This is a genomic window from Actinomadura montaniterrae (assembly GCF_008923365.1).
GTDB classification, from domain to species: domain Bacteria; phylum Actinomycetota; class Actinomycetes; order Streptosporangiales; family Streptosporangiaceae; genus Spirillospora; species Spirillospora montaniterrae.
The window spans coordinates 1-21940 of the sequence record NZ_WBMR01000154.1 but is presented as its reverse complement, the minus strand read 5'-3'; the positions used below and the strand labels follow the sequence as shown (position 1 = coordinate 21940).

21 protein-coding genes are annotated in these 21940 nt (G+C 72.5%); 8 read left to right on the top strand and 13 right to left on the bottom strand.

The features are described 5' to 3' along the window. Positions 1-401: 401 nt before the first annotated feature. The 4 genes from F9B16_RS35860 to F9B16_RS35845 all read right to left on the bottom strand — a co-directional run bounded on the left by F9B16_RS35860 (position 402) and on the right by F9B16_RS35845 (position 4209). Complete coding sequence (locus F9B16_RS35860; RefSeq protein WP_151544667.1) at positions 402-1550, bottom strand: NAD(P)H-dependent flavin oxidoreductase; 1149 nt, start codon at positions 1548-1550, stop codon at positions 402-404. Positions 1551-1598: 48 nt separating this feature from the next. Next, positions 1599-2000 (bottom strand): Zn-ribbon domain-containing OB-fold protein, encoded by a 402-nt coding sequence (locus F9B16_RS35855; protein ID WP_151544666.1) that lies wholly within the window; start codon positions 1998-2000, stop codon positions 1599-1601. A 3-nt stretch (positions 2001-2003) separates the two neighbouring features. Continuing rightward, positions 2004-3164: a thiolase family protein gene (locus tag F9B16_RS35850; RefSeq protein WP_151544665.1), complete on the bottom strand. Its 1161-nt coding sequence runs from the start codon at positions 3162-3164 to the stop codon at positions 2004-2006. A 76-nt stretch (positions 3165-3240) separates the two neighbouring features. After that, positions 3241-4209, bottom strand: coding sequence for a GlxA family transcriptional regulator (locus tag F9B16_RS35845; RefSeq protein ID WP_151544664.1), 969 nt, complete (start codon positions 4207-4209; stop codon positions 3241-3243). A 102-nt stretch (positions 4210-4311) separates the two neighbouring features. On the opposite strand from F9B16_RS35845, the gene F9B16_RS35840 reads away from it, so the two are divergent. Then, entirely contained in the window at positions 4312-4965 is a 654-nt protein-coding gene (locus F9B16_RS35840) for an HD domain-containing protein (RefSeq protein WP_151544663.1), read from the top strand. Between the two features lie 222 nt (positions 4966-5187). Next, entirely contained in the window at positions 5188-5832 is a 645-nt protein-coding gene (locus F9B16_RS35835; RefSeq protein WP_151544662.1) for a TetR/AcrR family transcriptional regulator, read from the top strand. A 124-nt stretch (positions 5833-5956) separates the two neighbouring features. On the opposite strand, the gene ehuA is transcribed toward F9B16_RS35835, so the two are convergent. From ehuA to pip, 9 genes are all read right to left on the bottom strand, one after another. Then, on the bottom strand, positions 5957-6853 hold the full coding sequence (gene ehuA, locus F9B16_RS35830; RefSeq protein ID WP_151544661.1) for an ectoine/hydroxyectoine ABC transporter ATP-binding protein EhuA: 897 nt from the start codon (positions 6851-6853) through the stop codon (positions 5957-5959). Further along, entirely contained in the window at positions 6840-7493 is a 654-nt protein-coding gene (ehuD, locus tag F9B16_RS35825) for an ectoine/hydroxyectoine ABC transporter permease subunit EhuD (protein ID WP_192809159.1), read from the bottom strand. Before ehuD ends, ehuA begins: the two co-directional genes overlap by 14 nt. After that, entirely contained in the window at positions 7493-8209 is a 717-nt protein-coding gene (gene ehuC, locus F9B16_RS35820; RefSeq protein ID WP_151544659.1) for an ectoine/hydroxyectoine ABC transporter permease subunit EhuC, read from the bottom strand. Before ehuC ends, ehuD begins: the two co-directional genes overlap by 1 nt. 3 nt (positions 8210-8212) lie before the next feature. Further along, positions 8213-9106, bottom strand: coding sequence for an ectoine/hydroxyectoine ABC transporter substrate-binding protein EhuB (gene ehuB, locus F9B16_RS35815; RefSeq protein ID WP_151544658.1), 894 nt, complete (start codon positions 9104-9106; stop codon positions 8213-8215). 150 nt (positions 9107-9256) lie between these two features. Continuing rightward, on the bottom strand, positions 9257-10165 hold the full coding sequence (gene thpD, locus F9B16_RS35810) for an ectoine hydroxylase (protein WP_151544657.1): 909 nt from the start codon (positions 10163-10165) through the stop codon (positions 9257-9259). Continuing rightward, positions 10162-10557, bottom strand: a complete 396-nt coding sequence (locus tag F9B16_RS35805; RefSeq protein ID WP_151544656.1) for an ectoine synthase — start codon at positions 10555-10557, stop codon at positions 10162-10164. Before F9B16_RS35805 ends, thpD begins: the two co-directional genes overlap by 4 nt. Positions 10558-10610: 53 nt before the next feature. Beyond that, the gene (gene ectB, locus F9B16_RS35800) at positions 10611-11873 is read right to left on the bottom strand and encodes a diaminobutyrate--2-oxoglutarate transaminase (protein ID WP_151544655.1); all 1263 of its coding nucleotides are present in this window, start codon (positions 11871-11873) and stop codon (positions 10611-10613) included. A 154-nt stretch (positions 11874-12027) separates the two neighbouring features. Beyond that, entirely contained in the window at positions 12028-12576 is a 549-nt protein-coding gene (gene ectA / locus F9B16_RS35795) for a diaminobutyrate acetyltransferase (RefSeq protein WP_192809158.1), read from the bottom strand. Positions 12577-13182: 606 nt separating this feature from the next. Continuing rightward, on the bottom strand, positions 13183-14151 hold the full coding sequence (gene pip, locus F9B16_RS35790; protein WP_151544654.1) for a prolyl aminopeptidase: 969 nt from the start codon (positions 14149-14151) through the stop codon (positions 13183-13185). A gap of 503 nt (positions 14152-14654) precedes the next feature. Here pip and F9B16_RS35785 point away from each other — a divergent pair. The 6 genes from F9B16_RS35785 (at position 14655) to F9B16_RS35760 (ending at position 21805) form a co-directional block, all read left to right on the top strand. Further along, positions 14655-16277: a hypothetical protein gene (locus F9B16_RS35785; protein ID WP_151544653.1), complete on the top strand. Its 1623-nt coding sequence runs from the start codon at positions 14655-14657 to the stop codon at positions 16275-16277. A 180-nt stretch (positions 16278-16457) separates the two neighbouring features. Beyond that, a complete protein-coding gene (locus F9B16_RS35780) occupies positions 16458-18158 on the top strand; it encodes a CTP synthase (protein ID WP_151544652.1) in 1701 nt (566 codons plus the stop codon). Next, entirely contained in the window at positions 18155-18820 is a 666-nt protein-coding gene (locus F9B16_RS35775) for an NUDIX domain-containing protein (protein WP_151544651.1), read from the top strand. Before F9B16_RS35780 ends, F9B16_RS35775 begins: the two co-directional genes overlap by 4 nt. A gap of 541 nt (positions 18821-19361) precedes the next feature. Next, complete coding sequence (locus F9B16_RS35770) at positions 19362-20309, top strand: site-specific tyrosine recombinase XerD (RefSeq protein ID WP_151544650.1); 948 nt, start codon at positions 19362-19364, stop codon at positions 20307-20309. A gap of 198 nt (positions 20310-20507) precedes the next feature. Beyond that, positions 20508-21374, top strand: a complete 867-nt coding sequence (locus F9B16_RS35765) for a ParA family protein (protein ID WP_225992232.1) — start codon at positions 20508-20510, stop codon at positions 21372-21374. Continuing rightward, entirely contained in the window at positions 21356-21805 is a 450-nt protein-coding gene (locus F9B16_RS35760; protein WP_151544648.1) for a hypothetical protein, read from the top strand. Before F9B16_RS35765 ends, F9B16_RS35760 begins: the two co-directional genes overlap by 19 nt. The last annotated feature ends 135 nt before the right edge of the window (positions 21806-21940 follow it).

Below are 21940 nucleotides of genomic sequence, written 5' to 3'. Positions count from 1 at the left end.
TCCAAAGTCAAGGGTGGACGAAGTCCATCGCGTAGCGACGCCGAAGGCGCCCTTGACTTTGGAGGGGCGGCCCCGTACGCAAGCGCCACCCCACCACCCGAACACCCCTCCTGTGATTCTCCAATGAACGCGTCACCCCAATGCCCTCTGGTGAAGGCCATCCATGCACCCCCAGAATGTCCCTCGCCATCAAGTGCGGCGAATCATTACCGCAAAAGCCGATAGTCCCGGCGAACTCCACACTTCAAGAGCACTGGAACTCGGCCCGAAATCGTTCGGCATGCGCGTTGAAAGCGATGCTCTCAATGTCGAACCGACTCGGCGGCGTTGCGTTGTGATGGTGAGCGCAGGGAGGTCGGATCGGGGGTGTCCGGCGGGCGTGGCGTGCCGGGCGGGGCCGGTCAGTCGGCCGAGGTGATGGTGTTGAGGCGCTCGACGGCGTCGGCGAACTCCTCGACCATGTCGTAGACGACCTGGCGAGCGGGCTTGACGGTGTTCATCAGGCCGACGCACTGTCCGACGAAGTAGTTCGCGAGTGCGCGGGCGCCGGGGTTGCCGGACTCGGCGACCTTGGTGATCTGCCGCATCGCGCCCTCGGCGACGATCATCTGCAGCGGCATCCCCAGCGGCCCGGGGCTGTCCGGCCCCTCCCACTCGTCGGTCCAGGCGGAGCGCAGCTGGCGGGCGGGCTTGCCGGTGCGGGACCGCGACCGGATGGTGTCGCGGGACGTGGCGGCGAGCATCTTCTCCTTGACGGCGGGCGCCGTCTCGGCCTCCTCGGTGGTGAGCCAGACGGAGCCGCACCAGACGCCGGACGCGCCGAGCGCGAGCGCGGCGGCCATCTGGCGGCCGGTGGCGATGCCGCCGGCGGCGAGGACGGGCACCGGCGCGACGGTGTCGACGACCTCGGGGACGAGCACCATCGTGGAGATCTCGCCGGTGTGCCCGCCGGCCTCGCCGCCCTGCGCGATGACGAGGTCGACGCCGGCGGCGACCTGGCGGCGGGCGTGCTCGGCCGTCCCGACGAGCGCGGCGACGGGGATCCCGGCGGCCTTGGCCTTCTCCACCATGATCGGCGGCGGGGTGCCGAGGGCGCTGGCGATGAGCCGGATCGGGTGGGCGAGGGACACGTCGATCAGCTCGGTGGCGCCCTCCTTGGTGACCGAGGTGCCGCCGCGCGCGTTGGTCTTCTTGGCCTTCTCGAAGTCGGGCAGCGGGACGTCGTACTTGCCGAACAGGCCGATGAGGAAGTCCCAGTGCTCCTGCGGGACCGCGGCGAGCAGGGTGTCGAGGCCGCCCTCGCCGCGTCCGGCGCGCTCGGCCGCCTCGTCGATCTTGGCGGGGACGAGGACGTCGACGCCGTAGGGGCGGCCGCCGACGTGGTCGTCGATCCAGCGCAGCTCCTCCTCCAGCCGGTCGGGGGTGTAGGCGACGGCGCCGAGGACGCCGAAGCCGCCGGCGTTGGTGACGGCGGCGACGACGTCGCGGCAGTGGCTGAAGGCGAACAGCGGGAACTCGATCCCGAACGTGGCGCAGACCTCGGTGTTCATGTCCCCGACGCTAACGGACCGAACGTCATTCGGTCCAGGCCTGGACGGTCAGGCGGCCGGGCGGAACAGCACGTACGACTCGCCCTCGCCGGGGTGCTCGAACGAGGCCCGCAGCGGCAGCCCTTCGCGCAGGTCGCCGGGGGAGACGCCGTCCAGCCGCGCGTACATCCACGGGCCCTCGGCCAGCTCGACGAGCGCGAGGTAGGCGGGCGGCGGGACGGTGCCGTCCTCGGCGGGCCGGCCGTGGGTGACGGTCCAGGTCACGAGGGTCGCCTCGCCGTTCGCCTCCGCCCAGGCCAGCTCCTCTTCGCCGCATTCGGGGCAGCCGCCCGCGTCCGGCGCGTACCAGCGGTCGCACGCCTCGCAGCGCTTGATCACGAGCTTGCCGGCGGCGGTGCCGTCGAAGAACGGGTCGGTGCGCCCGTCGCGCCGCAGAACGCCGATCTCCATCGGTCAGGCTCCCTTCGGGTGCGGGCTGACGATCAGGGTGGAGTGGTGGTCGAGGATGCCGCCGTTGCCGCTGACGAGGACGACGTCGTTGGACGGCGCCTGCCGCTCCCCGCCGTCGCCGCGCGCCTGGATGACGGCCTCCGACAGCGGTGTGAAGCCCCACATGTAGTACGCCGACAGCTGCCCGCCGCCGGTGTTGGTGGGCAGCGACCCGCCGGGGCCGAGGGCGCCGGACGCGGCGAACGCGCCGCCCTCGCCCTTGGCGCAGAACCCGTAGTCCTCCAGGGACACCAGGACGGTGTAGGTGTAGCAGTCGTACAGCTCGCACACGTCCACGTCGGACGGGGTGATCCCGGCCATCTTCATCGCGGTCGCGCCGGAGGAGACGGCGCCGGTGGTCAGCCCGAACTCGCTGCCGCGCTCCTTGCGGTGCCCGGGGTGGCCCTGCCCCCATCCCCACAGGTGGACGGGCGGCCGGGCGAGGTCGCGGGCGCGGTCGGCGCTGGTCACGATGACCGCGATGGCGCCGTTGGAGACCAGGCAGCAGTCGAGCAGGTGGAGGGGTTCCGACACCCAGCGGGACGCCTGGTGGTCGGCGATGGTGATCGGTTCGCGCATCTGCGCGAGGGGGTTGCGCGCCGCCCACTCCCGTGTGGACACCGCGATCGCGCCGAGCTGCTCGCTGGTCGTCCCGTACCGGGACATGTGCCGCTGCGCGGCCAGCGCGTAGAAGGAGTTGACGCTGCGCAGCCCGAGCGCCGCCGTCATGCCGCCGTAGCCGTACCATTCGCGGGCGTTGCGGTTGTAGGCCGAGCCCGCCGACTGCTTCGGCTTCAGCGGCGCGTCGGCGAACACGCACGCGACCGTGGTCGCGGCGCCGCTCATCACGGACATCGCCGCGTGCGCGACCATGGCCCCGGCGGTGGCGCCGAAGGCGTTCATCTGGGTCAGCAGCCGCAGGTCCCGCAGGCCGAGCGTGTCGGCCAGCTCGATCCCGGGCGAGCCGCCCATGCCGTGGCTGACCAGCAGCCCGTCCAGGTCGGCCAGGCCGAGGCCGGCGTCGGCCGCGGCGAGCCGCACCGCGTCGGCCGCCAGCCGCCGCGGGCTGCGCCCGTACACCCGGCCGAGCTCCGTCATTCCGAGCCCGGCGATCGCAGCGCTCATCCGTCGCATCCCTCCCCGCATCGTCACCGCCACGGTACCGAACAGCATTCGGTAGACGGCGCGGCGGGGCGGACGATCACCCCGAGCGCGCGCGGAACGCGCCCCGGTAGGCCAGCGGCGACGCGCCGACCCGCCGGGCGAAGTGCGCGCGCAGCGTCACCGGCGACCCGAACCCCGCCTCGGCGGCCACCCGTTCGACCGGCAGGTCGGTGTCCTCCAGCAGCTGCTGGGCGCGGCGCACCCGCGCGTGCGACAGCCACTGCTGCGGCGTCGTCCCGGCCTGCTCCCGGAACCGCCGGGTCAGCGTCCGGACGCTGCACGACGCGTGCCGCGCGATGTCGTCCAGCGCCAGCGGACGGTGCAGGTTCGCCTCCAGCCAGGCCAGCGTCGGCTGCAGCGCCGCCGCGCCGTCCGGCGGCTCGTCGTGCCGGATGAACTGCGCCTGCCCGCCGTCGCGCTGCGGCGGCATGACGATCCGCCGCGCCGTCCGCGCCGCCGTCGCCGAGCCGTGGTCGCGGCGGACGATGTGCAGGCACAGGTCGACGCCCGCCGCGACGCCCGCCGACGTGAGCACCTGCCCGTTGTCGACGTACAGGACGGACGGGTCCACCTCCACCTGCGGATACCGGTGCGCCAGAGCGCGCGCGTAGTGCCAGTGTGTCGTCGCGCGGTGCCCGTCCAGCAGGCCCGCCGCCGCCAGGACGAACGCGCCGACGCAGATCGACGCGATCCGGGCACCCCTGGCCGCCGCGGACCGCAGCGCGTCCAGGACCTCGCCGGGCGGATCGTCCGCGACGCCCTCGTGGCCGGGGACGACGATCGTGTCCGCCGCCGCCAGCGCGTCCAGGCCGTACGGGGCGTCGACCCGCATCCGGCCGAGCGCGGCGGAGGTGCGCGCGCCGCCCGGAGGCGTGCAGACGCGGACGTCGTAGAGGGGGACGAGGTCGGCCGTGGTCGTCGTCCCGAACACCTGGCCAGGGGTCGCGAGGTCGAACGCCACGACCCCGTCCAGCGCGAGCACCGCGACGACGTGAGGTTCGGGCATGGCCAGAACGTAGCGCACATCGGCAGTCCGGACACTGGCCGGGCCCCCGGACGGCGTCGGACGATCGGTGGCGTCCCCGAGCACCACGTCCGAGGAGCCTTCGTGTCCGACCACTTCGCCGAGTTCTCGCTGCCCGACACCGACCTGACCCGCAAGTCCTACGAGCTGGTGTTCGCCACCGGGACGGCGGCGCTCGCCAACCACAGCGTCCGCACCTACCTGTTCGCCCGCGCCATCGGTGAGGCGCGGGGCCTGCGTCCCGGCGCCGACTACGACGACGAGACGCTGTTCCTGGCGAGCGTCCTGCACGACCTCGGGCTGACCGAGCGGGGGAACGGCGGCCACCGCTTCGAGGTGGACGGCGCCGACCTCGCCGCCGAGTTCCTCACCGGGAACGGGTTCGACGCCGACCGGGTCCGCGTCGTCTGGGCGGCCATCGCCCTGCACACCAGCCGCGGCATCGCGAGCCGCATGGGCCCGGAGATCGCCCTCACCCACGCCGGGACCAGCGCCGACGTCGCCGGCCCGGTCCTGGATCGGCTCCCCGGGGACGTCGCCGAGGCCGCCCACGCCGCGTTCCCCCGCCTCGAGCCGGGCTGCGGCCTCGCCGAGATCATCGTCGGCCAGATCGTCGCGAACCCGGCCAAGGCCCCGATCGGCTCGCTCCCGTACGAACTGGCCCGCCAGTTCGGCGCCGACATCCCCCAGCCCCGCTGGTCGGACCTCGTAACAGCAGCCTGGCCCGGCATCGCCTGACCCGCGCCACCGGGCCCCGGGGCGGCGACCTCAGCCGTCGCGCGAGCGCGTTATCTGACCGGTGGGGGCGAAGCCGAAGGCGAGCCCCCACCGGGCAGCTCGCGAAGCGAGGTCGCGCTCGCCCAAGCACGGTCAGCGCGCGAGCCGCCAGGCGAGCGCGCTGGGCCGGGCTTGTGGAGGACACAGCCGGGGTCGTGGCCGGCACGACTACGCTGGCGGGCGATGGCCGCCGTTCCCCCCGAGAACATGCTCGCCCGCGTCCTCGCGCACGATCACGACGCGGACCCGACCAGCGCGCGTGTGCTGGACGCCGCGCTGGAGCAGTTCGCCGAGTTCGGGTTGCGCCGCACCTCGATGGAGGACGTCGCGCGCCGCGCCGGTGTCGCCCGGATCACCGTCTACCGCCGGTTCGCGTCCAAGAACGCGCTGGTCGAGGCGGTGCTGCTGCGGGAGGTGCGGCGGTTCCTGGAGGTGTTCACGGCGGCGGTGGACGGCCTGCCGGGCGTGGCCGACCGGGTCGCGGAGGGGTTCGTGGTGACGCTGCGGCACGCCCGCGGGCACGGGCTGTTCCAGCGGCTGATGGCGACGGAGCCGGACGCGCTGCTGCCGTTCCTGACGGTCGACAGCGGACCGTTCCTGGCGGCGGCGCGGACGTTCCTGGCCGGGGTGCTGCGGGGCGCGGACGGCGTCGCCCCGGACGTCGCCGAGGACGCCGACGTGACCGCGGAGACGCTGATCCGGGTGATGCTGTCGTTCGTGCTGGCGCCGGACGGCTGCGTCCCGCTGGGCGACGACGACCGCGCGCGCCGCTACGCCCGCCGCCACCTCGCCCCGATGATCACCCGGCGTCCGCCGGAGGAGCCCTGACGACGCCCCGATGGTGCCCTGACGGCGCCCCGACGACGGCCTGAACGGGGATCGCCCGCGTCCCCGGGGCGACGGGGACGCGGGCGATGTCGAACGGATCGAGACTAACCCCTGCGGGCCGCGGTCAGGAGGCGAGCACCGCCTGCAGGAAGTCGCGGGTGCGCTGCTCGGCGGGCTCGCCGAAGATCTGGTCCGGCGGGCCCTCCTCGACGATCTGGCCCTGGTCGAACATCAGCACCCGGTTGGAGATGTCCTTGGCGAAGGTCATCTCGTGGGTGACGCACAGCATCGTCAGGTCGCTCTCGCGGGCGATGTCGCGCAGCAGGTCCTGCACGCCGACGACGAGTTCGGGGTCCAGCGCGGAGGTCACCTCGTCCAGCAGCAGCACCCGGGGCTGCATGGCGAGCGCCCGCGCGATCGCGACGCGCTGCTGCTGGCCGCCGGACAGCTGCGAGGGGTGGGCGTTCTCCTTGTCGGAGAGCCCGACCATGTCCAGCAGGCCGCGGGCGCGCTCGACGGCCTCGTCCTTGGACGTGCCGAGCACCCGCACCGGCCCTTCGGTGAGGTTGCGCAGCACGTTCATGTTGGGGAACAGGTTGAACTGCTGGAACACCATGCCGACCTGCTTGCGCATCTCGTGCAGGTGCTTCTGGTTGGCGGGGACGCGGCGCCCGCCCTTGTCCATGTGCCAGAGGGTGTCGTCGCCGATCCAGATCAGCCCGTCGTCGAGCTTCTCCAGGGTCATGAGCAGCCGCAGGATCGTGGTCTTGCCCGATCCGCTCGGCCCGATCAGCGTCACCCGCTCGCCGGGCTCGACGGCGAAGTCGAGCTCGCGCAGGACGGTGTTGGAGCCGAACCGCTTGACGACCTTCTCGAAGCGGATCCCGGGGGCGTCGCCGCGCGGCAGCGCGGCCGCCGCGCCGTCGCCGTCCTCCTTGCCGACGCCCTTCTTCTCGGTGGAGACGCCCGGCGACTCCTGTTCGGGCGTGGGGGCTTCCGGTGCGGTGTCAGTTGGTGGCATAGCGCCTCTCCAGGCGGCGGACGAGAATCGAGGATATGACGCTGACGATGATGAACAGCAGGCCCACCAGCGTGATCGGTTCCAGGAACCGCAGGCTCCGCGAGCCGACCTGGTACGCCGACATCAGCAGTTCCGTCACGTTGATCGCCAGCAGCATCGGCGAGTCCTTGAACATCGCGATGAGGTAGTTGCCGAGCGTCGGGATCACCCGGCGGATCGCCTGCGGCAGGATCACGTCCAGCCACACCCGCGACCGGGGCAGGTTCAGCGCGGTGCACGCCTCCCACTGCCCCTTCGGGATGTCGGAGATGCCCGCCCGGTACACCTCGGCGGTGTAGGTCGAGTAGTGCAGCCCGAGCGTGATGATCCCGGCGGTGAGCGACCCGATGGTCAGCCCCCACGACGGCAGCACGTAGTACACGAAGTACAGCTGCGGGATCAGCGGCGTCGACCGGATGAACTCGGTGACCCATCGCACCGTCTGGCTGACGACGGCGTTCGGGGCGCGGCGCAGCATCGCCCACACGAGGCCGAGGAGCACCGCGATGACGTAGCCGGCCAGCGTCGCGATGACGGTGTAGCGCAGCCCGTCCAGCAGGTCGGGGATGATGTCGCCGGTGTAGTTCCAGTCCCAGCTCATCAGCCGGCCACCCCCGCTCCGGGTGCGCCCGCCGCGACCGTCCCGAGGTCGGGCTCACGGGAGGGACGGCGGCCGAGCATCCGGTCCACCCGCCGTTCGGCGTACCGGACGAACAGCTGCAGCACCTGCGCGATCACGAAGTACAGCACCAGCGCGACCGTGAACGACCACACGGTCTGCCCGGTGCTGCCCTGCACGTTCTTGGACACGTGCGTGATGTCGACGAGGCCGACGAGCGAGACGATGGCGGTGCCCTTCATCAGCTCGATGAGCAGGTTGCCGAACGGCGGCAGCATCAGCGCGAACGCCTGCGGCAGCAGGACGCGCCGCATCCGCTGGAAGGGCGAGAAGTTCAGCGCGACCGTCGCCTCGTACTGCGCTTGGGGGACGGCCTTGATCGAACCGCGCACCACCTCGGCGCCGTACGCGCCGACGTTCATGCCGAGCGCGAGGATCGCCGCGAACAGGGTGGTGAACCGGAGGCCGATGAGGGGCAGCGCGTAGAAGAACCAGTAGAGCAGCACCAGTGTCGCGGTGCCGCGGAAGAACTCCACGTACACCCGGTTCAGCGCGCGGACCCACCCGCTGCGCGCGGTGCCCGCGAGCCCGAAGAGCAGCGCGAGCACCAGCGCGAGCACGCCGCCGAAGACGGTGAGCCGGAAGGTCAGCCACGCGCCCTCCAGCCACTGGTGATAGCTGTCGAGGACCTGCGACACCGATCAGCCCTGGCAGAACTTGGCGGCGGTGTCGGCCGGGCTCGGCATCTCCGCCTGGGTGAACCCGAACGGCTGCAGGACCGGCAGCAGCTGGTTGCCCTTCTCCAGCGCGGCGAGCTGGGCGTTCCAGGCGTTCAGCAGGTCGGAGTCGGCCTTGCGGAACACGAACGCGCCGGCGCCGAGCTGCTCCTTGCCGTCGATGACGGGCGTGAAGGCGTCCGTCACCTCGTACTTGCCGTCCTGGTGCTTGGACAGCAGGTCCGCCAGCGAGATGCGGGTCAGCCAGATGCAGTCGATGCGCCCGGACTTCAGGCCCTCGTAGGCGCTGGCCTGGTCCTGGAACGTCTTGATGTTGCTCTTCTTGACGCCGCTCTTCTCGGCGTAGCCCTGCTCGACGGCGCCGGTCAGCACGCCGACCCGGACGCCCGCCTTCGCCGGGTCGTTCTGGTTCTTCAGGCCCTTCGGGTTGCCCTTCGGCACCATGAAGGCGCTCTTGGCGACGTACTCGGGGTTGGCGAACGCCGCGGACGCGCACCGCTCGGGGGTGATGAACATGCCGGCGGCGATCGCGTCGAACCGCTTGGCGTTGAGGCCGCCGATCAGGCCGCCGAAGTCCACCTGGACGCCCTCGACCTTGTCGATGCCGAGCTTCTTGAAGATGACGCGGGCGAGCTCCGGCGCCTCGCCGGTCAGCTTGCCGTCCTTGTCGGTGAAGCCGTAGGGGGCCTCGTTGGCGAACCCCACGGTGATCTTGCCGGCCTTCTTGGCCTTGTCGAGGGTGCCGCCGCCGGAGACCTCCTTGTCCGGATCCGTCGTGGAGCAGCCCGCCGCGGCCAGGGGGACGGCGGCGGACAGCAGAACGGCGGTGCGGAGGAAGTCGCGTCTCGAGGAAGTCATCGTTGAACTCCTGCAGGGATGGGGGGTGGCCCGGGCCCCCCGGGGGCCGGGGGGGATCCCCCCCCCGGGGGGGGGCCGTGGAGAAGCCCCCCGCGGGCGCGGGACCGTTGTCGGGGATATCCAGTTGGGAGCGGGGAACGTGACGCCGCGTCAGTCGCGGATGGGGGTGAAGTCGCGGGCGCCGATGAACGGCGGGCGCGGCGCCGGGGCGGAGAACGGCTCGACGCACGTGTTCTCCACGCTGTTGAACACGACGAACACGTTGGACCGGGGGAACGGGGTGATGTTCCCGTTCGAGCCGTGCATGCAGTTGCAGTCGAACATGGTGGCCGAGCCCGCGGGCCCGGTGAACAGCTCGATCCCGTGCTTGTCGGCGAGGATCGACAGGCTGTTCGGGTCGGGGGTGCCGATCTCCTGCCCGCGCAGCGACTCCTTGTAGTGGTCGGACGGGGTCTCCCCGACACAGGCCACGAACGTCTTGTGCGAACCGGGCATGATCATTAGCCCGCCATTGTGCACGAAATTCTCCGTCAGCGCGATGGAAATGCTCACCGCGCGCATCCTCGGCATGCCGTCCTCGGCGTGCCAGGTCTCGAAGTCGGAGTGCCAGTAGAAGTCCTTGCCGGTGAAGCCCGGCTTGTAGTTCACCCGGCTCTGGTGCACGTACACGTCGGAGCCGAGCAGCTGGCGGGCCCGGCCGACCACCCGCGGGTCGCGGACCAGCTGCGCGAACACGTCGCTGATCTTGTGGACCTCGAAGATGGAGCGGACCTCGTCGGAGCCGCGCTCGGTGACCGTGCGCTCGTCGGCCAGGATCCGCGGGTCGGAGGCCAGCCGGCGCAGCTCGGCGCGGTAGTCCTCGACCTCCTCCGGCGCGAGCAGCTGCTCGACGGACAGGAATCCGTCGCGGTCGAAGGAGTCGAGGGTGGCGGCGTCGATGGGGCCGTCGCCGGGGCCGCCGTACACGACCGGGTCCTGCCGGTACAGCAGCGCCGCCTCGGCGGCCTTGCGGGTGGGGTAGGCGTCGTCGATCGACGGGTGCGACTCGATGATGCTCATGCGTCCTCCTCGGTGAGCAGCGGATAGACCCCGTTCTCGTCATGGACCTCCCGACCGGTGCAGGGGGGATTGAAGACGCACACGGTCTTGACGTCCGTGTGGGCGCGAAGGGTGTGGTGCTCGTGCCCGTTGAGCAGGTACATCACGCCCGGCTTGATCTCGTGCTTCTCGCCCGTCTCGTCGTTGGTGAGCTCGCCCTCACCGTCGATGCAGTAGACGGCCTCGATGTGGTTCGCGTACCACATCTTCGTCTCGGTGCCCGCGTAAAGGATCGTCTCGTGCAGCGAGAACCCCACGCCCTCCTTGGCCAGCACGAAGCGCCGGCTGCACCAGGTCGGCGCCTGCACGTCGCGCTCGGTGCCGATGATCTCGTCAAGGGAGCGAACGATCATGAATTCCTCTTTTCCGGTGTGTTACGCGGCGGCGATCCGGCCCGGCGGCCGGGTCAGACCGACACCTTGGTACGGACGGCCTCGACGGACTCGGCGATGATCTCCAGGCCGTGGGCCAGCTCGGTCTCGGTGGTGGTGAGCGGCGGCAGCAGCTTGACGACCTCGCCCTCGGGGCCGGAGGTCTCCATCAGCAGCCCCCGGGCGAACGCCTCGCCGCACACCTTCGGCGCGTCCTGCGGGTCCTTCATCACCAGGCCCCACGCGAGGCCGCGGCCGCGGACGGAGTCGACGGCGCCGGCGTGCGCGAGCGCGATCTCCTCCAGCGCCGTCTGGACCTGCTGGCCCTTCTTGAGGGTCTGCTTCTCCATGCCCTCGCCGGTCCAGTGGTCCTCCAGCGCGGCGACGGCGGTGACGAATGCGGGGTTGAAGCCGCGGAAGGTGCCGTTGTGCTCGCCCGGGTCCCACACGTCCAGCTCGCGCTTCATGAGCGTGACCGCGAACGGCAGCCCGTAGCCGCTGAGGGACTTGGACAGGCAGACGATGTCGGGGGTGATCCCGGCGTCCTCGAAGCTGAAGAACGGGCCGGTGCGGCCGCAGCCCATCTGCACGTCGTCGACGATCAGCAGGATGTCGTGCCGGCGGCACAGGTCCTGCAGGCCGCGCAGCCACTCGGCGGTGGCGACGTTGATGCCGCCCTCGCCCTGGACGGTCTCCACGATCACGGCGGCGGGCTTGTCCAGGCCGCTGCCGCTGTCGTCCAGCATCGTGTCGAAGAGCAGGAAGTCGGGGGTGCGGCCGTCGAGGTAGTTGTCGTAGGGCATCGCGACGCCGTGCCCGAGCGGCACGCCGGCGCCGGTGCGCTTCATCGAGTTCCCGGTGACCGCCAGCGCGCCGAGCGTCATGCCGTGGAAGGCGTTGGTGAAGCTGACGACGGTCTCCCGCCCGGTGTACTTGCGCGCCAGTTTCAGTGCCGCCTCGACCGAGTTGTTGCCCGCCGGGCCGGGGAACTGGACCTTGTAGTCGAGCCCGCGCGGCTCCAGCACGTGCTCGTTGAAGCGTTCCAGGAACTCCCGCTTGGCCGTGGTGTACATGTCGAGGCTGTGCACAATGGCGTCGCTCGCGAGATAGTCCATCAGCCGGCGTTTCAGCTGAGGGTTGTTGTGTCCGTAGTTGAGGGTTCCCGCGCCGGCGAAGAAATCGAGGTAGGTGCGGCCGTTCTCATCGGTGATGTGGGAGCCCTGTGCGGTGCTGAACACCGTGGGCCAGCTTCGGCAGTAGCCGCGGACTTCCGATTCCATGCGGGCGAAAACGTCCATGTTCTGCCTCCGGCAGGTGTCGGGGGTGGGAGCGGTTCGGGCGGGACGCGGTACCGGGCGGCACCGGTCGGGTGCGTACGGGTCGGAGCGGACTCGGGGCGGACTCGAGGCGGACTCGGGCGGTCCGGCCGGCGGCGGTTCCGCCGGCCGCGGGTCAGGTCGCGGGGCCGAACGGGCCGATCCGGAACAGCACCTCGGGCTCGTGTCCGCCGCCCGGGAAGTGCTCCGGGCCGAACAGCGGCTCGCGGGTCAGGTCGCAGCCGCGGGCCCGGGCGAACGAGGCGAACATCGCCTCCGACGCTTTGTTGTCCGGAGTCACGGTGGCCTCCATGAAGCGGAGGCCGCGGGCCGCCAGCCGGTCGCCGAGGCGGTCCAGCATGCGGCGTGCCAATCCCTGCCCGCGATGAGCGTCGTCAACCGCCACCTGCCACACGAAGAAGGTGTCGGGGCGGGACGGACGGACGTAGCCGGTGACGAAACCGCAGGGGCGGCCGCCGTCGCGGGCGACCACGGAGGTGTCGGCGAAGTCACGGCACCAGAGGGCGTAGCTGTAGGGCGAATTGACGTCCAGGACCTTGGAGTCCCGGGCGATCCGCCACAGTTCGGGGCCGTCGGTGAGGCTCGGCTCCTGGAGTTGCACGTCCTCGCTCGTCTCGTCCGGATCGGGGCGTCGGGTCGGTGATTCCAGGGGTTGCGGTGCCATGTCCAGGCAACTTAGCGAATCTCGCCGGGTGATCGTTCCGTAATGTTATCGTCAGGATGTTTAGCCCGGCGGGCAGCGGGTATGGCAAGACGCTTGCCAAATTCGGGGTAATTTCGGCCGACCGTTCTCGGGGCCGTGGCGCGCCATTCCCCGCGTTACGCAGGAGGTACTGGCGGCTTCGCGGGCGGGCGCGCGGTGCGCGTTCCTGAACGCAACCTTAATGTTCGGCGCGCGCGAACAGAGCTTTTTTGTGTATCGGTTGTGTGAGGTAAGTCACTAGGATTCGGTGACAACGGGAGGGGTGCGGTCGGCGTCACGCCGCATCGCGGGAGGTCGGGCCGTCGCGCGGGGTCGTGGGGCGGATGTGGGCCAAGGGCGCGGACGCGGGCCCTGGGAGGCCCGGGTGCCTCACCTTCAAGGGGGAGGTTGCCTTGCCGCCGGGTAAGACAGGGTTAGCGGCACGGTAAGGATTGCGCCCGTCCGGAGGTCATTCCGGACGCGGCCGGGACCCCGCGCGCCCGCGGAATCCCGGCCCTTTGCGGTCATGCACCGGACGCCATTGAGGCGTGTCCGGTACGGCGTCCCGGTCCGGCCGGCCGAAGCGGCTCAGCCCGACTCGGCGAAACGGTCGGTCGCCTCCACGAGCCGGTGCAGGATCCCCGGCTCGCTGTAGGCGTGCCCCGCGTCGTCCACGATGTGGAACTCCGCCTCCGGCCACGCCCGGTGCAGGTCCCACGCCGTCGCCGCGGGCGTGCACACGTCGTAGCGGCCCTGCACGATCACGGCCGGGATGTGCCGGATCTTGTCGACGTCCCTGATCAGCTGCTCGTCCTCGAAGAACCCCTCGTTCACGAAGTAGTGGTTCTCGATCCGCGCGAACGCCACCGCGTAGTCCGGCTCGCCGAACCCCTCCGCCATCTCCGGGTCCGGGCGCAGCGTCAGCGTCGAGCCCTCCCACGTCGCCCACGCCTTCGCCGCCGCGACCCGCACGTCCCGGTCGGGGGAGTTGAGCCGCTCATGGAAGGCGGACATCAGGTCCTCCCGCTCGTCCTCCGGGATCGGCTCGACGTACTTCTCCCACAGGTCGGGGAAGATCAGCGACGCGCCCTCCTGGTAGAACCAGTACAGCTCGAACGGCCGCAGCGTGAAGATGCCGCGCAGCACCAGCTCGCTCACCCGCTCCGGATGCGTCTGCGCGTACGCCAGCGCCAGCGCGCTGCCCCAGCTCCCGCCGAACACCAGCCACCGCTCGATGCCGAGGTGCTCGCGCAGCCGCTCCATGTCCGCGACGAGACGCCAGGTGGTGTTCGCCTCCAGCGACACCTCCGGGTCCTTGGCGTGCGGCAGGCTCCGGCCGCAGTTGCGCTGGTCGAACAGCACGATCCGGTACCGCTCCGGGTCGAACTGCCGGCGGTGCGCGGGGCTGCACCCGCCGCCCGGCCCGCCGTGCAGCATCACCGCCGGCTTTCCGTCGGGGTTCCCGCAGACCTCCCAGTGGATCCGGTTGCCGTCGCCGACGTCCAGCAGCCCCGAGTCGTAGGGCTCGATCGGCGGATACAGGGTGCGAAGCTCCATGGTGCGGAATCATCCCACCCGGCGGCCGGGTCCGCGCTTTCCCGCGCGGCGCGGTGTGACCCGTGGCACCGTTGGGGGGTCGGCAGGGGGCCCGTACGGGGTGTGACCAGGCGTGCGGCCCCCGTCCGCACCGAGAGGCGAGCACGAAACTAAACCCCAAACTGGGCAAACGTTCCGCTGGTCGGCACTAGAGTGCCTTCAGTGAGCGGAGCGACGAGCCCTCGGGCGAGGAGTGACGCGAGCGCCATGTCCATGACAGCCCCCGCGGAACACGGCCCCCTGCACGGAGCCGTCGGCGAGGAGACGTGTGAGCGAAGTGACGAGCCGCGAGGCGAGGAACGCAGCGACCCGAGCGGGCGTCCCGGCGCGCCGCTCGACCGTCTCCGGACCACGAGGCGAGGAGACCAGTGAGTGAGCTGAACGGATCGGGTGGTTCGCGCGGAGTCCCGGACGCGGGTTCTCCCTGGCCCGCGATGGGGCGTGACCCGGGCCGCGGGTCCGACGTGCCCGTGCCTGCCGCCCAGCAGCCGATCCAGATGGCCAAGCCCCAGCAGCCCGGCCAGGGCGCGGACGCCGGACGCCCCGAGGGCGAGCAGCCCGAGGCCCAGCCGTGGGACATCGTCGAGCGGCTCCGCCAGATGGCCGACCTCATCGGCGACGCGCTCGCCGCCGGCGAGCGCAAGGTCACCGAGGCGCAGACCGAGACCGCCTCGCAGGTGGCGGCGATCCAGGCGGAGAAGGAGTCGGCGCAGCGCGACGCCGCGGCCGCCTGGGGCGAGGTGCAGCGCGCCCGCGGCCAGGCCGAGCAGGCCGACCGCCGCGCGGTCGACGCCGAGCGCCGCGTCACCGAGGCGCAGAACGAGGCCGCGTCGCAGGTGGCGGCGATCCAGGCGGAGAAGGAGTCGGCGCAGCGCGACGCCGCGGCCGCCTGGGGCGAGGTGCAGCGCGCCCGCGGCCAGGCCGAGCAGGCCGACCGCCGCGCCGTGGACGCCGAGCGCAAGGTGGCCGAGGCCGAGCGGCGCGCCGGCGAGGTGCAGAACGAGGCCGTCACCCAGATCGCCGCCCTGCAGCAGGAGAAGGAGGCCGCGCAGCGCGACGCCGCGGCCGCCTGGAACCAGGCGCAGCAGGGCCGCGCCCAGGCCGACCAGGCCCGCGGGCAGGCCGAGCAGGCCCGCGTCCAGGCCGACCAGGCGCGCGCGCAGGCCGAGCAGGCCCGCGCCCAGATGGAGCAGGCGCAGGCCCAGGCCGAGCAGGCCGAGCGCCGCGTCGCCGAGGCCGAGGCGACCGTCCGGCAGGCCATCCAGCAGCGCGACGCGATGAGCGAGGCCCGCGACGACGCGCTGCGCGCCGTCGAGGACGCCGTCGGCGGCCGCCGCTCCGCCGAGGCCGAGCGGGACCGGGTCGCCGAGCAGGCCGCCGAGCTGTCGCGGGCCCTGGAGGCCGCGCACGGCGAGCTGTCGGCGCTGCGCTCCAAGGTGACCGACGCGGAGATGACCGCGCAGAACCTGCAGCACGCCGTCGTCGCCGCCGGCAAGGAGGCCGACGAGACGCGCCGACGCGCGCAGGAGTCCGAGCGCCGCGCCCAGGAGAACGAGCGCCGCGCGCAGGAGGCGGAGCGGCGCGCTCAGGACGCCGAGCGCCGCGCGCAGGAGGCCATCACCCGCGCCGAGGCCGCGGAGGCCGAGCGCCAGCAGGCCCTCGACACCGCCGCGCAGTCGCTGGAGGCCGCCAAGAAGGCCGAGCGCGAGCGCGACGCCAGCGCCAAGGCGCGCGAGGCCGCCGACCGCACCCGGGAGGCCGCGGTGCAGTCGCAGGCGCGGGCCGAGTCGGAGCTGACGCTCGCCCGGGGCCGCGCCGACCAGGCCGGCCGGGAGCGCGACAAGGCGGTCGCCGGGATGCGGCAGATGGCCGCCGAGCGCGACGCCGTCGCCGAGAAGCTCGCCGAACGCGACCAGTGGGTCGACCAGCTCGCCCAGGCCGTCACCGAGCAGCGCGCGCAGATCGCCGAGCTGTCCCAGGAGCGCGACGCCGCCCGGCAGGCCGCCGACCAGGCCCGTTCCCTGATCGACGAGCTGACCCGCCAGCTGCGCACCATCATGCCGACCGCGGCGACCCCGCGGATCTGACCATCCCCCCGGCCCGCGGGCCGGGGGGCGCGGGCCGCCCGTCCCGTACCCTCTGACCAGCGGGAGCGGGACACGCCCGGGATGGCGCACCCGTGCCCGGCTGTTATCCTGGTGGCCCGTGGACAGTGCGGTACCGAGCACGTCGGAACGCCGCCTCGCAACGACCACGGGAGCGCCTTCTTGCCTTCGGCAGCCACTGGTAGATCACGTCCTACCAAGCACCTCTTCGTCACCGGCGGTGTCGCCTCCAGCCTCGGCAAGGGACTGACGGCCTCCAGCCTGGGGCGGCTTCTCACCCTTCGCGGGCTGCGGGTCACCATGCAGAAGCTGGACCCCTACCTCAACGTCGACCCCGGCACCATGAACCCGTTCCAGCACGGCGAGGTGTTCGTCACCGACGACGGCGCCGAGACCGACCTGGACATCGGCCACTACGAGCGGTTCCTGGACACCGAACTGCACGGGTCCGCGAACGTCACCACCGGCCAGGTCTACTCCAACGTGATCGCCAAGGAGCGGCGCGGCGAGTACCTCGGCGACACCGTGCAGGTGATCCCGCACATCACCAACGAGATCAAGGACCGCATCCGCGGGATGGCGGACGACACCGAGGTCGACATCGTCATCACCGAGGTCGGCGGGACCGTCGGCGACATCGAGTCGCTGCCGTTCCTGGAGTCGGTCCGGCAGATCCGGCACGAGATCGGCCGCGACAACTGCTTCTTCCTGCACGTGTCGCTGCTGCCCTACATCGGGCCGTCCGGCGAGCTGAAGACCAAGCCGACGCAGCACTCCGTCGCCGCGCTGCGCTCCATCGGCATCCAGCCCGACGCGATCGTGTGCCGGTCGGACCGGCCGATCACCGACGGGCTCAAGCACAAGATCAGCCTGATGTGCGACGTGGACCGCGAGGCCGTGGTGTCCGCGGTCGACGCCGCGTCCATCTACGACATCCCGAAGGTGCTGCACGCCGAGGGCCTGGACGCCTACGTGGTGCGCCGGCTCGGGCTGCCGTTCCGGGACGTCGACTGGGGCGCCTGGGACCGGCTGCTGCGCCGCGTCCACAAGCCCGCCCGCGAGGTCACGATCGCGCTGGTCGGCAAGTACATCGACCTGCCCGACGCCTACCTGTCGGTGACGGAGGCGCTGCGGCACGGCGGCTTCGGCAACGACGCCAAGGTGCACATCCGCTGGGTGAAGAGCGACGACTGCGAGACGCCCGAGGGCGCCAAGCGGGAGCTGGACGGCGTGGACGGGGTGCTGATCCCCGGCGGGTTCGGCGTCCGCGGCATCGAGGGCAAGCTCGGCGCGATCCGGCACGCCCGCGAGAACCGCGTCCCGCTGCTCGGCATCTGCCTCGGCCTGCAGTGCATGGTGATCGAGGCGGCGCGCGACCTCGCCGGCCTCGCCGGCGCCGGCAGCGCCGAGTTCGACGCCGAGACCGCCCACCCGGTGGTCGCGACCATGGCCGACCAGGTCGACGTCGTCGCCGGCGAGCGCGACATGGGCGGCACGATGCGGCTCGGCCTCTACCCGGCCGACCTCGCCGACGGGTCGGTGGTGCGGGAGCTGTACGGGGAGGCGAAGGTCTCCGAGCGGCACCGGCACCGCTACGAGGTCAACAACGCCTACCGCGGCCGGCTGGAGGAGGCGGGGCTGCGGTTCTCCGGGCTGTCCCCGGACGGCCGGCTCGTCGAGTACGTCGAGCTGCCCCGCGAGGCCCACCCGTTCTTCGTCGGCACGCAGGCGCACCCGGAGTTCCGGTCCCGGCCGACCCGCCCGCACCCGCTGTTCACCGGCCTGGTCGCCGCGGCGATCGAGTACGCCGACGCCCGCGCGTCGGACGCGTCGGACGCGTCGGACGCGTCGGACGCGTCGTGAGCGCCGGCCCGCGGCCCGGCCCCGAGCTCGGCCCGGACGACGTCCGCGACCTGCCGGAGCGCTGGAAGGTCGTCGAGGAGTCGACCGCGTTCACCGGGCACGTGTTCAACGTCCGCCGCGACCGCGTCGAGATGCCGGCCAGACCCGGCGGCGGCACCGAGGTCGTCGGCCGCGACGTCATCGAGCACCTCGGCTCCGTCGGCGTCCTCGCCCTCGACGACCGCGACCGGGTGCTGATGCTGCGCCAGTACCGGCACCCCGTCGAGCGGCTGCTGTGGGAGACCCCCGCCGGGCTCCGCGACGTCGCGGGGGAGCCGCTGCACAAGCTCGCCGAGCGGGAGCTGCTGGAGGAGGCCGGGTACCGGGCCGCGCGCTGGGACACCCTCGCCGACGTGTTCCCCTCGTCGGGGATGTCGAACGAGCGCAGCCGGATCTTCCTCGCCCGCGACCTCGTCCAGGTGCCCGCCGAGGAGATCGACTTCGAGCGGGTGCACGAGGAGGCCGACATGCCGGTCGTGTGGGTGCCGCTGGACGAGGCCGTCCGCAAGGTCCTCGCGGGCGACGTGCACAACATGATCGCCTGCGTGGGGATCCTCGCGGTGCACGCGGCGCGCGCCGGCGGCTACCGCGACCTGCGCCCCGTCGACGCCCCGGAGGGCTGACCCGCCTCGCGCGCGGGCCGGGAAGGGGCCGGCTCGAAGTGCGGAACCGTCGCGCGAGCGCGTCATCTGACCGGTGGGGGCGAAGCCCGGAGGCGAGCCCCCACCGGGAAGCCCGCGAAGCGGGGTCGCGCTCGCACGACCGCGGTCAAGGGCCGAGCCGCCAGGCGAGGTCCTTGGGCCAGGGGCGCAGTAGACACAGACCGTCTGCACGGCGGGGCGGGAGGGGGCATGATGGGGCACGTCGCGACCCGCCTCGAGCCGACCCCGACCGAGCCGACCGACCGTCAGAAGAGGTGCCGCACTGTCCCCGAGCACGACCCGCCGGCCCGCCGAGCGGCCCCCCGCCCAGGACGCCCCGTCCACCAAGGACGCCGCGCCCGCTCAGGACGTCGCGCCCGCTCAGGACGTCGCGCCCGCTCAGGACGTCGCGCCCGCTCAGGACGTCGCGCCTGCCGAGGGCGTCGCGCCAGCCGAGGACATTGCGCCAGCCGAGGGTGTCGCGCTTGCTCAGGGCGTCGCGCCTGCCGAGGACGTTGCGACCGTGCAGGGCGCCGGGTCCGCGCTTGAGGCGGTGGTGCGCACCTACCTGGGGCACCTCGCCGTGGAACGGGGACTCGCCGCCAACACCCTGTCCTCCTACCGCCGCGACCTGCTCCGCTACGTCCGGGTGCAGGACGGCCGGGGCCGCACCTCCATCGGCGCCATCACCGAGGACGACGTCCGCGCGTTCCTCGTGGGCCTGCGGGAAGGCGACGAGGAACACCCGCCGCTGTCGGCGGGATCGGCCGCGCGCGCGCTCGTCGCCGTCCGCGGGCTGCACCGGTTCGCGCTCCGCGAAGGACTCGCGTCCGACGACCCCGCGCACGACGTCAAACCGCCGACCCCGCCGCGGCGGCTCCCCAAGGCCATCACGCTGGAGGAGGTCGAGCGGCTGCTCGCCGCGGCCGCCGGGCCGTCCGACGGCGACGCCGGCACCGCCCGCGGCCTGCGCGACCGCGCGCTGCTGGAACTGCTGTACGGGTCCGGCGCCCGGATCTCCGAGGCGGTCGGCCTCGACGTCGACGACCTCGACCTCGCCGACGGGTTCGCCCGCGTCGCCGGCAAGGGCGGCAAGGCCCGCGTCGTCCCGATCGGCGACTACGCGGCGCGGGCCGTCGACGCCTACCTCGTCCGCGCGCGCCCCGAGCTCGCCGGCGCCGGACGCGGCGGCCCCGCGCTGTTCCTGAACGCCCGCGGCGGGCGGCTGTCGCGGCAGGGCGCCTGGATGGTGCTGCGCGCCGCCGCCGACCGGGCCCGGCTGACGCAGGTGTCGCCGCACACGCTGCGGCACTCGTTCGCCACCCACCTGCTGGACGGCGGCGCCGACGTGCGCGTCGTCCAGGAATTGCTCGGACACGCCTCCGTGACGACCACACAGGTCTACACTCTGGTGACGGTCCAGCTGCTGCGCGAGGTGTACGCCACCTCGCACCCGCGCGCCCGGAGCTGAGCGATGCGGCCGCGCCCGCCGCGCACGCGGGGACGCACGGCCGCGGCGCCGCGACAAATCCCGACACTCGGCGCGCGTCGGCTTGAGACCCGGGGGACGGAGCCCTAGAGTCCCCGTTCTGGACGGCATTCCCGGCCGCCGGGGAGGGATCTGGTGACCAGCACGAACGGCGGGCATGGAGTCCTCTCCTCCGCCACCATAGAGACCGATCCGAGTCGGGCCCTCGGCCCGACTCAGCGACCCGTGCCCGTCTTTCCGGAGCCGGAACCGCTGGCCGAGCACGGGCCCGCCCGCATCGTCGCCGTCTGCAACCAGAAGGGCGGCGTCGGCAAGACGACCACGACGATCAACCTGGGCGCCGCGCTCGCCGAGTACGGCCGCCGGGTGCTGCTCGTCGACTTCGACCCGCAGGGCGCCCTGTCGGTCGGCCTCGGCAAGGGCGACCCGCGCCAGCTCGACATGACGATCCACAACCTGCTGCTCGAGCGCGACACCGAGTGGGAGGACGTCGTCCTGGAGACCGGCGTCGACGGCATGGACCTGCTGCCGAGCAACATCGACCTGTCCGGCGCCGAGGTCCAGCTCGTCCACGAGGTCGGCCGCGAGTACATCCTGCAGGGCGCGCTGAAGTCCGCCGTCCCGCACTACGACTACATCCTGATCGACTGCCAGCCGTCGCTCGGCCTGCTGACCGTGAACGCGCTGGCGGCCAGCGAGGGCGTGCTGATCCCGCTGGAGTGCGAGTACTTCGCGATGCGCGGCGTCGCGCTGCTGATGGAGACCATCGACAAGGTGCAGGGCCGGATCAACCCGGGCCTGGTGATCGACGGCGTGCTCGGCACCATGTACGACTCGCGGACCCTGCACACCCGCGAGGTCCTCGGCCGCATCGTCGAGGCCTTCGGCGACAAGGTCTTCCACACGGTCATCAACCGCACGGTACGGTTTCCTGACGCGACCGTCGCCGGGGAGCCGATCACGTACTTCGACCCGAACTCGATGGGCGCGAACGCATACCGGGGTCTGGCGCGGGAGGTGCTCGGAAGGTGGGCTCACGTCGGGTAAGGCTGCCCGGTGTCGATGAGATCTTCCGGCCCACCGCGCCGCCGCCCGGCCCCGGCCCCGCCCCCGGCACGTCCGGGCACCCGCCCGCACCCGGGCGCGCACGCCCCGAGCACGCCGTGCCGGAGTACCCCGCCCCAGAGCGCGCGGGAGCGGAGCGCGCCGTGCCGGGCACCGGCCCGTCCCGGGTCGCGGCGCCGGACGCCGGACGCCGCCCCACCGGCCGCCAGCGCCACGACTCCAAGATCACCGTGTACATCTCCTCCGACGAGCTGCTCGCCCTCGAGCAGCTGAGGCTGCGGCTGCGCGCCGACCACGCCCTGCCGGTCGACCGGGGACGGCTGGTCCGCGAGGCCGTCGCGGCGATGATCGGCGACTTCGACGCGCTCGGCGAGCACAGCACGCTCGTCCGGCGCCTGCGCGACACGTCCTGACCGCCACGTCCTGACCGCCACCCCTCGCACGGGAGGGACCCGCATGGCCCAGCCCCCCGACGATCCGCCCGAGCCGTTCCGCCCGCCCCCGCCGATCTACGCGCCGCCGCCCACCGGCGAGGGCGCGCCGCCCCC

Excerpts from the sequence above, each read along its gene's own strand:
- F9B16_RS35860 (WP_151544667.1), bottom strand. The coding sequence starts at position 1,550 with ATGAACACCGAGGTCTGCGCCACGTTCGGGATCGAGTTCCCGCTGTTC.
- F9B16_RS35855 (WP_151544666.1), bottom strand. The coding sequence starts at position 2,000 with ATGGAGATCGGCGTTCTGCGGCGCGACGGGCGCACCGACCCGTTCTTC.
- F9B16_RS35850 (WP_151544665.1), bottom strand. The coding sequence starts at position 3,164 with ATGAGCGCTGCGATCGCCGGGCTCGGAATGACGGAGCTCGGCCGGGTG.
- F9B16_RS35845 (WP_151544664.1), bottom strand. The coding sequence starts at position 4,209 with ATGCCCGAACCTCACGTCGTCGCGGTGCTCGCGCTGGACGGGGTCGTG.
- F9B16_RS35835 (WP_151544662.1), top strand. The coding sequence starts at position 5,188 with ATGGCCGCCGTTCCCCCCGAGAACATGCTCGCCCGCGTCCTCGCGCAC.
- ehuA (WP_151544661.1), bottom strand. The coding sequence starts at position 6,853 with ATGCCACCAACTGACACCGCACCGGAAGCCCCCACGCCCGAACAGGAG.
- ehuD (WP_192809159.1), bottom strand. The coding sequence starts at position 7,493 with ATGAGCTGGGACTGGAACTACACCGGCGACATCATCCCCGACCTGCTG.
- ehuB (WP_151544658.1), bottom strand. The coding sequence starts at position 9,106 with ATGACTTCCTCGAGACGCGACTTCCTCCGCACCGCCGTTCTGCTGTCC.
- thpD (WP_151544657.1), bottom strand. The coding sequence starts at position 10,165 with ATGAGCATCATCGAGTCGCACCCGTCGATCGACGACGCCTACCCCACC.
- F9B16_RS35805 (WP_151544656.1), bottom strand. The coding sequence starts at position 10,557 with ATGATCGTTCGCTCCCTTGACGAGATCATCGGCACCGAGCGCGACGTG.
- ectB (WP_151544655.1), bottom strand. The coding sequence starts at position 11,873 with ATGGACGTTTTCGCCCGCATGGAATCGGAAGTCCGCGGCTACTGCCGA.
- ectA (WP_192809158.1), bottom strand. The coding sequence starts at position 12,576 with ATGGCACCGCAACCCCTGGAATCACCGACCCGACGCCCCGATCCGGAC.
- pip (WP_151544654.1), bottom strand. The coding sequence starts at position 14,151 with ATGGAGCTTCGCACCCTGTATCCGCCGATCGAGCCCTACGACTCGGGG.